Here is a 12,353-nt window from a genome sequence, read left to right on the forward strand (position 1 = left end):
ATGGCTCAATCTACATCTAGTATCGTTCCGCCACCAGCTCCTATGAATCGATATGCCGATTCACAGCATGCTGCTCAAACCCTAAACGCAAAAAAGACTACTCCCGAAAGAGTAGCCCTATCACTGCGAACAAACCAAATACCGTTAACATCGCCCCCGAGACGCGGTTGATCCACAGGAACGCAGTTCCTTTGATGCGATCCCGGAGCAGCCCCACCAGCAAACTCAATAGCAGCCACCAAAACGCTGAGCCTGTGAACACGCCTGTCACGAGAGCTATCGCAGGCGTGAAACCCGCAGCAGCGTTGTCTCCCAACCCGAGTCCGGCGAATGCGCCCACGAACGACATGATGGTCATCGGATTCGTAAAGGTGAGCAGCAGCGTGGACGCATAGGATTTGAACAACGTGTCCCCTGTCGCTTTGGCCGCCTCAACTGCAGGCTTGGAACGGAAGGTTTGCACCCCCAAATAGATGAGGAACAGACCGCCAGCAAGCTGCAGAATCACCTTTTGATCCAAGAGGAAGCTGGTGATCAACGTCAAGCCGAACCCGGCGATAAACCCATAAATCGCATCCGCGGTTGCGGCACCCAACCCAGACAGAAAGCCATGCAAGCGGCCTAACGTCAATGTCCTGCGCATACATAAGATCCCGATGGGACCCACAGGTGCCGCGATTGAGAAGCCAAGTAGAAGTCCTTTTAACAACGGGATAAGCAATTAGAACACCTGCTCACCATCGTAAGTAGCAATTTTCTTGTAGAGATCGGGACGACGATCCCGGAAAATACCCCATTCGATACGCTGAATTTCCAGCTGATCGAGATCAAACTCAGCAACCAGGACAGTTTCCTCGTCGCGACCAGCTTCCTCGATCAGATTGCCCTGCGGGCCTGCAATGAAGGACGAACCATAGAAATTGATACTGGAATCCTCATCTTCTTCTTTGCCAATCCGATTCGATGCGATAACCGGCATCAAGTTACAAGCCGCGTGACCGCGCATGCACATTTGCCAGTGATCCTTGGAATCGATCGAACCATCCTGCGGCTCTGAGCCGATAGCCGTTGGGTAGAAGAGCAACTCCGCACCCATTAACGCCATCACGCGAGCAGCCTCCGGGTACCACTGATCCCAACAAACGCCGACTCCGATTTTGGCATAGCGAGTTTTCCACACCTTGAAGCCGGTATCACCCGGGTTAAAGTAGAATTTCTCCTCATACCCCGGACCGTCGGGGATATGGCTTTTGCGGTAGGTGCCGAGCACAGCGCCATCGGCATCGATCACAGCAAGCGAGTTGTAGCGAGCGTAGTTCTTTTTCTCATAAAAGCTGATCGGCAATACAACCGCAAGCTCCTTGGCGATCTCACGGAAGTGATTGATCGCTTTGTTTGTCTCAAGTTCCGTCGCATAGCGGTAGTAATCGGACTTTTCTTTTTGGCAGAAATACGGCGTTTCGAACAGCTCTTGAATCAAAATAATTTGCGCGCCCTTCGCGGCAGCCTCTCGAACCAATTTCTCCGCCTTGCGAATGTTGTCATCTATGTTTTCGGAACAGCTCATTTGTGTAGCTGCTACAGTCACTTTTCTCACGTGTAATCACCCTTTCTTGCTGGCTGGCATCTGCTGCGTCGTGCAATGCACATTGCCGCCTTCTTTGATAATGGACATGCCGTTAATCGTACGGATTCTGCGATCTGGGAACGCTGCGCGGAGCGCCTCAATCGCCTTGCGGTCCGTCTCCTCAGCTGTCCCGCCAAACACCGGCAAAATAATGCCGCCGTTCACGAAGTAAAAGTTCAAATAGCTAAGCGTCAAGCGCTGCTCTTCAAAGAAAGTAAGCGGTGGTTGCTCAATTTGGATAATCTCAAATGAACGGCCTTTGGCATCTGTGCTACTACGAAGAATCTCCAAATTCTCCTGCGTAATCGCATAGTTGGCATCCGAAGGATCGCCACAGACTTGCAGAATGATTTTGCCTGGAGCCGCGAAGCATGCAATGTTATCTACGTGACCATCGGTCTCGTCGCCGTCCAGCCCTTTGTTCAGCCAGATAATTTTCTCCACATTCACGAAATTGCGGACATGCTCCTCAATCTCCGCACGGCTCAGATCCGGGTTGCGATTCGTGTTCAGTAGACATTCTTCGGTCGTCAAAAGAGTACCTTCCCCATCCACGTGGATGGAGCCTCCCTCCATGACGAGCGGAGCGTCAAAACGTTTCACACCATAATGCTCCGCGATTTGCGGGGCTACGTTATCATCCAAATCCCAAGGCGCGTATTTGCCGCCCCATGCGTTGAACTTCCAATTCACTGCCGCGATTTCTTGCTGCGCGTTAAGTACGAACGTCGGACCATTGTCACGGAACCATGCATCATTATGTGGAATCTCAAGGAACTCCACGTTGGACTCCGTGAACATCGCTTTCACCCCAGCTGCGTCGGAAGGGTTCACGATCACTGTAACAGGCTCAAACTCCGCAATGGCCTTCGCCAAATCCGCATAGCCTTGGGACACAACCGCGTGATCCTCCGGGTAAACCATCGACGCTTGCACAGGCCAAGAAATAAAGGTGCGCTCGTGCTCTGTCCATTCTGCTGGCATGCTATAGTGTAAATCCTTTGGTTTCGTCGTCATCATCCATCATCTCACTTTATCTTAAATTTAATGTAGCTTCATATCCGAATAAATTGCTTATAAAGGAAGCCAAATAAAAACATCGTCTCCCATCATAACTCAAAAGGAGCCAAGGCTCAATGTAAATAGGTAGTTCCGCGTCCAAATCTTGTTGACAACCAATCATCGCTTCACGAATGTAACGGTTGCAACATTGTTACCAACCAATCATCGCTTCACGAATGTAAATGCTGCGCCATTTCCTACCTGCATATTTTTACGGCTTTTAATAAACATTAGAAGAGGATTTATATCAAACGTTTCCCGAAGGGATGGATCACATTGGCAACAGTTCTGCATATTACTGCGCATCCACACGACCACCAAAGCTCCTACAGTATGGCCGTCGGCAAAGCTTTTATTGACGCTTATCGGGAAGCGAACCCGAACGATGAAGTGATTCCTATTGACTTGTATCGTGTCCAAGTGCCGCATATTGATGCGGATGTGTTCAGCGGCTGGGGCAAATTGCGAAGCGGACAAGAATTTTCTTCTCTGACTAGCGACGAAAGCTCCAAAGTAGGCCGAATTAGCGAAATTACGGAGCAGTTTATTGCGGCAGACAAATACGTTTTTGTTACACCGATGTGGAACTTCTCATTCCCTCCAGTAATGAAGGCTTATCTGGATGCTCTTTGTGTGGCTGGCAAAACGTTTAAGTACACGGAAGCCGGTCCCGTAGGATTACTTTCTGGCAAAAAGGCACTGCATATCCAAGCACGCGGTGGTATGTATTCGGAAGGTCCGGCTGCAGCCATGGAATCGGGCCATCGGTACATCAGCATCATAATGGCATTCTTCGGTATTCCCGAAACGCAGGGGCTCTTTGTTGAAGGGCATAACCAATTCCCAGATAAAGCGCAACAAATCAAAGCGGATGCGATTAGCAAGGCGCAGGATTTGGCTAAAAGCTTCTAAACAAGACAAGGCCACCCCTAAAGGGTGACCTCAGGTTAACTATCCTTCTTGCCGACGGTTCATTTGAACTGTCGGCATTTCTTTGGGTGAGGAAGAAGCACCTAGCAGAAACGGATACGTTAAATATAACCCAGCTATATAGAGCAGCGCCGCAATGTACACAGGCAGCAAATGTACAAAATCTGTGTAACCAATATGCGCATGTACAAATAGTCCCGCGATGAAGCCTGGCATCCCTCCCCAGAGGAACGTCCACCACAACCAGCCTTCACCTTGATTGACACCCCAGAGCGCCGATGCGGTGATCGCCACGGCCAAAGAGAATAACGCGCCTCCAAAGCCCGCACGATCATGCGCGATGAGTGGGATCATGTAATCACTCCAAGCAGACAGCTCCGAAGTGCTTAGACCCAAATACGCCAAATCACTCGGGACGAAAACACCCGTGATCCCTACTAGGGATATGGTAAGTCCCCCAATCCCCAAACCAAAGCCAAGCACCACCAAGCAGCACTGCCCCCACTGAGCTCTGAGCCATACCCGATCATTTCTTAATCTTGGCGGCTTACGTGAGGGAACATCTTTTAAGCCACGCACTGTGAGCAGCAGCATCGGCAAAAGGATCACAGCGACAACCGCATGCAGCGGATCAAAATAACCATATCCCAGATAGAGAAAGAAACTGCTAAATCCTACAACACACGAGGATATGACGGCTGTACGAGCCCAATGCAGTCCACAACGCAGCCCGTGATGAGCTAGCTGATAATAGAAAATGCCGATGGAGATCATTGTCCCCGCCAAGGTGATGCGATCATGAGACATGAAATGCAGGAGATGTGCATTGAAACGGATGATTTCGCTGCGAGATCTGCCCAAAAAGTCTTCATCGTACGGCAAAACCACCGTCGTCGCTGCGATAAGCCATGCGAGAACGCCGCCGATCATCATACCTAAGCCCAGTAAGCTCATCCATCCCCAATTCGCCCAGAAGGATGGGGTTGGGGGGAAGGATGGCAAGATTGGGGTCTCCACTAGCATGGGAGCTGTCGTAGAGGTGGAAGGTTGACAAGCCGCGTCGTTAGGATCGGCGGCCTGCTCGTTGGAGGGGAAAGTGCCATCGTTAGGCACCGTCACAACGGCTCCAGAAGTTACAGGCTTTGTGAGACGATCATACAGGATCGCTTCATTGATGCGTTTCGGCAGCCCTGGCCCCGTATAAACGAGCCCGCTGTGCAGCATGACGCTATTCGCGCCTGCTGCCAGCAACGCTAGCGCGTCCTCCGGCTGATGCACGCCGCCAGCCGCCACAATCGTGCTGCGCTCGCCCAGCGCCTCGCGCAGTGCCCGAACCTTGCTCAACTCCGCGCTGAGCAATGGGACACCGCCGCCGACGCGCTCGCGGCGTGAGCCCGGCTCCCTATGCGCGTCGCCGAGCACGACACCGCTGAAGCTTCGCGCGGTGTCTACACAAGCCCGCAGCTCCCCCAAGGGGATCTGCCGCGGCACATACAGCAGCACTGGCTTGCCCGGGGCAGCCGCTTGCGCAAGCTGGCGCACCTCCATGAGGTACGCCAAAGCCGCCCCCAATGGCCAGCCTTCGGCAAGGCCATCGAGGGTGAACCCCGCCGCGTACGGCGCTAGCCCCAGGAGCAGCTCCCGCTGCTCTTCAAGCGCTTCGTACGGCGAGCTCCCCGGCATCGGCCGCAGCCGCACGAAGTGCGGCAGTCGATGCCCCGTGCCCTTGCGCAGGCGCGCAGCGATCGCGTCCGCGCCGTCGTTCACGTAGCCATCGGGGTAGACGATGGCTTCATCCGCCGCCGCGCGCTCAATGGGCGCGGCGCTATGTATCGCTCGGACCGTCACGGGTCCGAGTTCGATGAAGCCGAGCCCGAACTGGGCGAGGGCTTTGTGTGCGGTGCCGTGCGGGTCAAGCCCGCCGCTAAGGCCTACCGGGCAGGCGATCCGCACGCCTGCTAGCTCGCCCTCAAGCAGGGGCGACAGTTCAATGTGCCCCATCGTGCGGATCACGAAGGTGCCGCCGGGAACGCGGCTTAGCCCGCCTATCGCATGCAGCGTGAGATCCCTTGCTCTTCGCCCACCAAGCCTGAACAGCAGCGGTTTGAAAATCGTATGATACGACCAGTCGGGCATAGGCCGCCTCCTCTTTTGGATGTTTTATCCAGTATACCGCGTATCCTTTCCTCTGCCCATAGACACACTTTGTTACCATTCCCTGTGATTTTAATCACAGAGTCCCCATCCTCTTGTTCGCTATACTGAGGACATCAAGCCATTCTATTGGAAATGAGATGATCCTACATGTTAAGCGAACAAACCATACGAGTCATTAAATCCACCGTGCCTGTACTCGAAGTTCATGGTGTAGCAATAACCAAACGTTTCTACGACAGACTGTTCACGGCTCACCCTGAGCTATTAAATCTATTCAATCACGCCAATCAAAAACAAGGCCGGCAACAAACAGCTCTTGCAAACGCCGTCTACGCAGCAGCCGTGCATATTGATCGGTTGGAAGCCATTCTGCCTGCTGTCAAACAAATTGCCCATAAGCATCGCAGTCTTGGCGTCAAAGCCGAGCATTATCCTATCGTAGGCGAAAATTTGTTAGGAGCGATCCAAGATGTGCTGGGCGATGCAGCCACGGATGAAATTCTTGGAGCTTGGGCTGAAGCCTACGGGGTCATTGCTAATGCATTCATTGGGGTTGAGACTGACATGTATACGAATTCAGCTCAGCAGCCTGGGGGTTGGAGCGATTTCAGACCGTTCATTATCGCAGGTAAAAAAAGAGAGAGCGACGTCATTGCGTCCTTCTACCTGACACCACAGGATAAAGGTCCTCTTGCTGCATTTGAACCTGGACAGTATGTCAGTATCCGCATTCAGATACCTGGCGAAGAGCACACGCATATTCGGCAGTATAGCCTCTCACATGCACCTGGAAAGCCGTTCTATCGGATCTCGGTCAAACGTGAGGACACTAACCCTGCGGTTCCTGCAGGCAAGGTATCCCTCTATTTACACAACCAGATTCAAGAGGGAGATGTTGTGTGGCTGTCCGCACCTGCCGGTGACTTCACACTGGATCTGAAGGATACGCGCCCAGTTACACTTCTCAGCGGCGGGGTTGGACTCACCCCTATGGTGAGTATGCTCCATGTACTTGCAACGACGCAGCCGGATCGAAAAGTTACCTTTATCCATGCCGCTCAGAACAGTCAACACCATGCGCTCCGTGCAGAGATCGAAGATCTTGCCAAGGAGCACCCTCAAGTGAACGTCGCTTGGTGCTATGCGCAGCCTACTGATGTGGATTCCAACGAGCAAGCTTACCATAAAGAAGGATATCTGGATTTACCTTGGATACAAAGTGTTGTGCCCACTGTCAATGGAAGCTTTTACTTCTGTGGACCCGTACCGTTTATGAAAACGGTGAATCAAGCACTCATCGCCTGGGGGGTTGCCGAAGCGGACCGCCACTATGAATTTTTCGGTCCTGCAGGCACGCTGTAATGGCAAGCTTATGGAGAAAAGCCTAATCGCTCTTTCTCCCAGCTTCCCTCAGCAATCGATTCACGGTTTCTCGGCGTAGCCCGATGAACTGACCGATCTCCTCCTGAGTTAGCACGTCTGTCAGCTTCAACGCTCCAATATAATGTTGAAACCATGATTCCATTTTCAATAATTTAGCCGCTGGAGCGACTTCGGTCAGTTGATCTATACGCTGCTGCATCATGCGTAGTTTCTCCTGTAACTGACGAGCAATCGTACGAAAGTGCTCTGGGCTGCGTTCCAAATCCGCATACCACTGCGCAGCAGGCAGTACTTCAACGTCACTAGTAACCAGCGCAATCGCTGTTGCATAGTAGGCGCTTGGACTAATCAGCGAGTGATGCGGAATCGTCTCACCTGGTACGATGATATTCACAAGTGTCGTGTTACCATCTTCATGTGAACGGACTATTTTCAACAGACCCGAGTGCAGTTTAAACAGTGAGCCCGTCTCTCCTTGGCGGAACAAGATTTCTCCCTTATGCAGTTTCATCTTCGATTCTCCTTTGATTTGAAAAAAGCGACAGCAGTTTTCTGCTGATCGCTTTTTTCTCGTTGTATAGCGGCTATAGTTCTTTCTTCAAAGGCTCCAAGGGAGTCCGAATCTGTACAAGTACCTGTGCTATTTTCCCCGATACGCTTACATACCATTTCATCTGCTCAACCTTGCCAATGAGCCATATCGAGATTAGCAGCCCTGTTAGCGACACAAGTACCGCAATCGGCAGTGCCCACATGGAGACGGGATGTGCGAAATAGGGGATGAATGAGACTGCCAGGATCGGCGCCGCATTCCACTTGAAAAACTGAATAAGGGTTATCGTCACGAGGGCTGTTAAAAAGAAAGAAATCGCGCCCGTGCTTATGGAATAAAAAAGACTGCCCATCGTCACCGCGATAATGGCTCCGATAATAATGCGGCGAATTTCCTTGATATTGTCTACGCGATGCATGAAAAGAAAACTAAATGCCCCCAGCGTTGGGTAAAAGACCATCTTCATCGATGGAAAGTGATAGGAAGCCCAATATGCTCCCATCAAATAGCAGCAAATGATAAGCGAACGAAGAAACATCGTTGGTTCCCGTCCTTTTCTATAAGGGATACACGAAGCCGTGCCAAACTTAGACCTCTCCCATTTTACAAAATGTACAGAGATTAGGTCAATGACTTAAGTTGCCATTTTGACGCTAATTTCGCTCCACCGACACCGTTGTCGAAGAAAAGAACTTCGTCACAGCAAAAGACGCCGCCCCAAGCACGGTCGACCGATCACGAAGCTCCGAAAATTCTACTCTCAGTTGCTTGCGCGGATGCGGGAGCGAACGCTTCTCTAGCAGCTCTAGCAGCGGCTTCATCAACCATTTCTCGCCTCCAGCCAACCGTCCGCCAAGAATGATAAATTCCGGATTATACCCGTTAATAATGTTCACAACACCGACACCAAGGTAATAGCCCAGCCGTTCAAAAAGCGCAATGACCCCTGCGTCACCACTCTCGGCTTTGCTTAATAAAGCCTCTAGATCCACATCGTGCCCTAGTTCTTGACCCGCTTGCTCCAATAACGCATGCTCCGATGCGTATAGCTCCCAACAGCCCAAGCTGCCGCAGCGGCATTTGGGGCCGTCATGCTGAATCGAGATGTGCCCGATCTCGCCGGAGAAACCCGTCGCACCGCGATACAGCTCGTTTTTGATAATAATACCTGCCCCGATCCCCATGCCAATCGATACATAGACGAGATTCGCCGTGTCTTTGCCTGCTCCGAACTGCTTCTCTCCCACAGCCCCGGCGTTCGCTTCATTATCAATCACGATCGGAAGACCGAATTCAGCTTCCAACTGCGCTTGCAGCGGCACATTTTCCCAACCGAGATTCGGAGCAAATAACAAATTCCCCTCCTCATCACAGATGCCCGGAACGCCAAGGCCAATGCCAATGACCCCATAAACACTCTCTGGAGCCGTTTCGATCAGCTCACGAATCGTCGTTTTCAACAGGTGTGTGATCTGCTCTACGCTCTCATTATGATGCTGAATGCGATGTTCGCGAATCACCTTCCCCGTTAGATCCGTAAGCACTGCGAGTATATCGTGCACGCCGAGATCGACACCAATCGCATATCCCGCTGTTCCGTTAAAAAGAAGCATCATCGGCTTACGCCCGCCGCTCGATTCCCCTACACCAATCTCTTCCACGAGGGAGCTCTCGATGAGCTCGTTCACCAGACTGGACACTGTCGCCTTCGTCAGCCCCGTAATCTCAGCGATTCTCGCGCGTGAAATCGGTGAATCTGTGCGAATGTGATGCAGCACGATTGTTTTATTTATTTTTTTCACGAGGTTTAAGTCGCCTGTTTGTTTCATGGTTATCCTCCATACCGTTCCCTAATGCTGCGAGCCATCGCTATGAAAATGATTCTAACATAGAAGACTTTTTCACGCATCAACTAAGTTTGTTTAATGAATTTACAAACTATTGGAATGATGCTATGATGACTTCATAAGCATTTATCAATCATTTATTTGGAGGCTAAATTCATGAGCTACTTCGATAACGTTCAAACGATTAAGTACGAAGGCCCGACATCCACGAACCCGCTTTCCTTTAAATTTTATAACCCAGATCAAGTGATTCTAGGCAAAAGCATGCGCGAACATATGCGCTTTGCAATCGCTTACTGGCATTCCTTCTCCGCTAATGGCTCCGATCCTTTCGGTGCTGGTACGAACGTCCGCGCTTGGGACAAATACGACGGCATGGAGCTGGCGAAAGCTCGCGTTGATGCTTGCTTTGAGCTATTGAACATTCTCGATGTGGACTACTTCGCATTCCATGACCGCGATATCGCGCCTGAAGGCAGCACGCTGCAAGAAACAAACGCAAACCTCGACGAAATCGTTGGTTTGATCAAAGATAAAATGGCTTCCACAGGCAAAAAACTCCTTTGGAACACAGCGAACATGTTCACAAACCCGCGCTTCGTTCACGGGGCAGCAACTTCCAACAATGCCGAAGTATTTGCTTATGCGGCAGCACAAGTGAAGAAAGCTTTGGATCACGCGAAAGAGCTTGGCTCTGAAAACTACGTGTTCTGGGGTGGGCGTGAAGGTTACGAAACGCTTTTGAACACGGACCTTGGTCTTGAACTCGACAACCTTGCTCGCTTCCTTCATATGGCAGTTGATTATGCGAAGGAAATTGGTTACGACGGTCAATTCTTGATTGAGCCAAAACCGAAAGAGCCTTCCAAACACCAATACGATTTCGATGCGGCTACAACTCTTTCATTCTTGCAAAAATACGACCTGCTTCCTTACTTCAAATTAAACTTGGAAGCGAACCATGCTACACTTGCTGGTCACACGTTTGAGCACGAGCTTCGTGTTGCTCGCGTTAACGGTATTCTTGGCTCCATCGATGCCAACCAAGGTGACTTGTTGCTAGGCTGGGATACAGATGAGTTCCCAACTGACCTGTACTCCACGACGATGGCGATGTACGAAATCCTCTTGAACGAAGGCGGCATCGGCCGTGGCGGCGTGAATTTCGACGCGAAAGTTCGTCGTACTTCCTTCGAGCCAATCGACGTTGTGTATGCACACATCGCTGGTATGGACGCATTCGCTCGCGGCTTGCAAGTTGCAGCAAAATTGATCGAAGATAAAGTATTCGACAACATCCTTGATACGCGTTATGGCTCCTTCAAATCCGGCATCGGCGCGGACATCGTGTCTGGCAAAGCGGACTTCAAGTCACTAGAAGCTTATGCGCTAGCAAATAACGGACCGATCGTAAACCAATCCGGCCGTTTGGAATTGATCAAGGCGACTGTGAATCAGTACTTGCTTAACGCTTAATTGCTAACATCATCAAACATGTGAAAATCCCGCTTCAGCCGTTAGGCTGGGGCGGGATTCTTTTGTTTATCGCGTCACAAGTGACGTGAAACGCTCCTATTTCAGTGCATCGCGGATCGCATCTTCGATCTGATCCATTGGATCACCGTTGGGCTCCTTATAGAGCCCGCTTGCAACAGCGGCCTCGACGCTCACGGCCTTGTCATCCTCGACCAGCTTCTGCAGCAGCGTGCGCGTGCTGCCCTTGAGCTTGGTCTGGATGGCGCGATACGCCACCGCGACCATCTCGTCGCGGCGAAACACCGCGCCTAGCGCAATCGTCTGCGCCTCGCTCGCGCCGAGCAGCCCGCTTGTCGCCGCAAGCTCGCTGGCCTGCTGCGGCTCCGCCTCTGCATAGCCGAGCGCGCGCAGCGTCAGCGCCAAGAACTGCGCGCCGGTGATGCTCGCATCCGGCGCAAAGGATTCGTTGGTGACGCCGTGCACCAACGCTTTACTGTATGCGAAGTCGACGGACTTCGCAGCCCAATGCGTCGCCGGCACGTCCGTGAACGGCGAGCTCAGCCCTTGTGCATTCGCGGCGGCGGTTTCCCAGCCGAACAGACGCAGCAGCATCGTGGCACCCTGCGCCCGTGTTAGCGTCTGGTCCAGTTCGTAGCCGCGATCTGTGCCTTGAAACAGCTGGAGTTTGTTCAAGCTGTCGGCTTCTGCCGTGTGCTTAACCCCAGCGTCCGCTGCCCCAGCTCCTACTGCAAGCATCGTCGTTAGAAGCACGATTCCAGCAACGATCATGGCAAGCTTTTTGACGATAGATGCCTTACCGACGGTTCCCATCATGGCTGCACCGCCGGATTCGCACCTTTATGGTGAAGCGTAGTAAGATCAATGACATACGATGTCTCAGTTAACTTTTGGAAGAAAGGATCCATCGAACCTTGTAAATCCCATTTGAAGCTGATAGCGAACTGCGTCGGGTTGCCGTAATCATCCCAGTTTCGAGTCAGTCTAATCGTTTTCCAGCCATCGGAGTAATCCTTCACGACGCTGTTATTTGCTAGTTTTTTACCCGTGACGAATTCGGTATCCTGCCCTCTTACTTGGTTATTCAAGTTGTAAATCGGGCCACCCCCATTGGATAAACCACGCGCACGATACACACCATCCGTAACGCTGATGAACTCCTCTGTAAATGAGTAACCATTTATATTCGTTAGAATTCCTGTGGAACGAATAATTTGGAATTTGAATAAAAAAGAGCGCCTCTGTACGATGGGAGTACGTAACGGGTCTACAGCCCTTAAAATCCCACATCAGGAGGTCG

Annotated in this window: 13 protein-coding genes; 4 read left to right on the forward strand and 9 right to left on the reverse strand. The window is 51.6% G+C overall.

Annotation, left to right across the window (positions count from 1 at the left end; genetic code table 11):
- Positions 1-97 precede the first annotated feature (97 nt).
- From AC58P7_RS28725 to AC58P7_RS28735, 3 genes are read right to left on the reverse strand one after another with little or no spacing between them, the layout of a single operon-like run.
- Positions 98-709 carry a LysE family translocator gene (locus tag AC58P7_RS28725; RefSeq protein ID WP_497349140.1) on the reverse strand — a complete coding sequence of 204 codons (612 nt, stop codon included), beginning with the start codon at positions 707-709 and terminating at the stop codon, positions 98-100.
- A gap of 12 nt (positions 710-721) precedes the next feature.
- Positions 722-1,597 (reverse strand): N-carbamoylputrescine amidase, encoded by an 876-nt coding sequence (gene aguB / locus AC58P7_RS28730; protein WP_497349142.1) that lies wholly within the window; start codon positions 1,595-1,597, stop codon positions 722-724.
- Between the two features lie 6 nt (positions 1,598-1,603).
- Entirely contained in the window at positions 1,604-2,644 is a 1,041-nt protein-coding gene (locus AC58P7_RS28735) for an agmatine deiminase family protein (RefSeq protein ID WP_497349144.1), read from the reverse strand.
- A 321-nt stretch (positions 2,645-2,965) separates the two neighbouring features.
- Here AC58P7_RS28735 and AC58P7_RS28740 point away from each other — a divergent pair, with 321 nt between their 5' ends.
- Entirely contained in the window at positions 2,966-3,601 is a 636-nt protein-coding gene (locus AC58P7_RS28740) for an FMN-dependent NADH-azoreductase (protein ID WP_497349146.1), read from the forward strand.
- Positions 3,602-3,640: 39 nt separating this feature from the next.
- Here AC58P7_RS28740 and AC58P7_RS28745 read toward each other — a convergent pair whose 3' ends face one another.
- Positions 3,641-5,467: a beta/alpha barrel domain-containing protein gene (locus AC58P7_RS28745; RefSeq protein WP_497349148.1), complete on the reverse strand. Its 1,827-nt coding sequence runs from the start codon at positions 5,465-5,467 to the stop codon at positions 3,641-3,643.
- Positions 5,468-5,609: 142 nt separating this feature from the next.
- Between AC58P7_RS28745 and AC58P7_RS28750 the strand changes: the two genes are divergently transcribed.
- Together AC58P7_RS28750 and hmpA are read left to right on the forward strand one after the other, a co-directional pair.
- Complete coding sequence (locus tag AC58P7_RS28750; protein WP_497349150.1) at positions 5,610-5,738, forward strand: hypothetical protein; 129 nt, start codon at positions 5,610-5,612, stop codon at positions 5,736-5,738.
- A gap of 185 nt (positions 5,739-5,923) precedes the next feature.
- Entirely contained in the window at positions 5,924-7,138 is a 1,215-nt protein-coding gene (gene hmpA / locus AC58P7_RS28755; protein WP_497349151.1) for an NO-inducible flavohemoprotein, read from the forward strand.
- Between the two features lie 22 nt (positions 7,139-7,160).
- On the opposite strand, the gene AC58P7_RS28760 is transcribed toward hmpA, so the two are convergent.
- The 3 genes from AC58P7_RS28760 to AC58P7_RS28770 all read right to left on the reverse strand — a co-directional run bounded on the left by AC58P7_RS28760 (position 7,161) and on the right by AC58P7_RS28770 (position 9,541).
- Positions 7,161-7,670: a Crp/Fnr family transcriptional regulator gene (locus AC58P7_RS28760; RefSeq protein ID WP_497349153.1), complete on the reverse strand. Its 510-nt coding sequence runs from the start codon at positions 7,668-7,670 to the stop codon at positions 7,161-7,163.
- 73 nt (positions 7,671-7,743) lie between these two features.
- Positions 7,744-8,250 (reverse strand): hypothetical protein, encoded by a 507-nt coding sequence (locus tag AC58P7_RS28765; RefSeq protein WP_497349155.1) that lies wholly within the window; start codon positions 8,248-8,250, stop codon positions 7,744-7,746.
- Positions 8,251-8,365: 115 nt separating this feature from the next.
- A complete protein-coding gene (locus AC58P7_RS28770) occupies positions 8,366-9,541 on the reverse strand; it encodes an ROK family protein (protein ID WP_497349157.1) in 1,176 nt (391 codons plus the stop codon).
- Between the two features lie 174 nt (positions 9,542-9,715).
- Here AC58P7_RS28770 and xylA point away from each other — a divergent pair, with 174 nt between their 5' ends.
- The gene (gene xylA / locus AC58P7_RS28775; protein WP_497349159.1) at positions 9,716-11,035 is read left to right on the forward strand and encodes a xylose isomerase; all 1,320 of its coding nucleotides are present in this window, start codon (positions 9,716-9,718) and stop codon (positions 11,033-11,035) included.
- A 96-nt stretch (positions 11,036-11,131) separates the two neighbouring features.
- Here the strand turns inward: xylA and AC58P7_RS28780 are convergent, their stop codons facing one another.
- Positions 11,132-11,869, reverse strand: a complete 738-nt coding sequence (locus AC58P7_RS28780) for an S-layer homology domain-containing protein (RefSeq protein ID WP_497349161.1) — start codon at positions 11,867-11,869, stop codon at positions 11,132-11,134.
- Positions 11,866-12,141 carry a hypothetical protein gene (locus AC58P7_RS28785; protein ID WP_497349163.1) on the reverse strand — a complete coding sequence of 92 codons (276 nt, stop codon included), beginning with the start codon at positions 12,139-12,141 and terminating at the stop codon, positions 11,866-11,868. Before AC58P7_RS28785 ends, AC58P7_RS28780 begins: the two co-directional genes overlap by 4 nt.
- Positions 12,142-12,353: the final 212 nt, after the last annotated feature.

It is taken from the genome of Paenibacillus sp. J22FR5 (genome assembly GCF_059691975.1).

Bases quoted from the DNA above. Each gene is read 5' to 3' on its own strand.
- AC58P7_RS28735 (WP_497349144.1), bottom strand. From the start codon at position 2,644: ATGACGACGAAACCAAAGGATTTACACTATAGCATGCCAGCAGAATGG.
- AC58P7_RS28750 (WP_497349150.1), top strand. From the start codon at position 5,610: ATGTGCCCCATCGTGCGGATCACGAAGGTGCCGCCGGGAACGCGGCTT.
- hmpA (WP_497349151.1), top strand. From the start codon at position 5,924: ATGTTAAGCGAACAAACCATACGAGTCATTAAATCCACCGTGCCTGTA.
- AC58P7_RS28760 (WP_497349153.1), bottom strand. From the start codon at position 7,670: ATGAAACTGCATAAGGGAGAAATCTTGTTCCGCCAAGGAGAGACGGGC.
- AC58P7_RS28765 (WP_497349155.1), bottom strand. From the start codon at position 8,250: ATGTTTCTTCGTTCGCTTATCATTTGCTGCTATTTGATGGGAGCATAT.
- AC58P7_RS28770 (WP_497349157.1), bottom strand. From the start codon at position 9,541: ATGAAACAAACAGGCGACTTAAACCTCGTGAAAAAAATAAATAAAACA.
- xylA (WP_497349159.1), top strand. From the start codon at position 9,716: ATGAGCTACTTCGATAACGTTCAAACGATTAAGTACGAAGGCCCGACA.
- AC58P7_RS28780 (WP_497349161.1), bottom strand. From the start codon at position 11,869: ATGATGGGAACCGTCGGTAAGGCATCTATCGTCAAAAAGCTTGCCATG.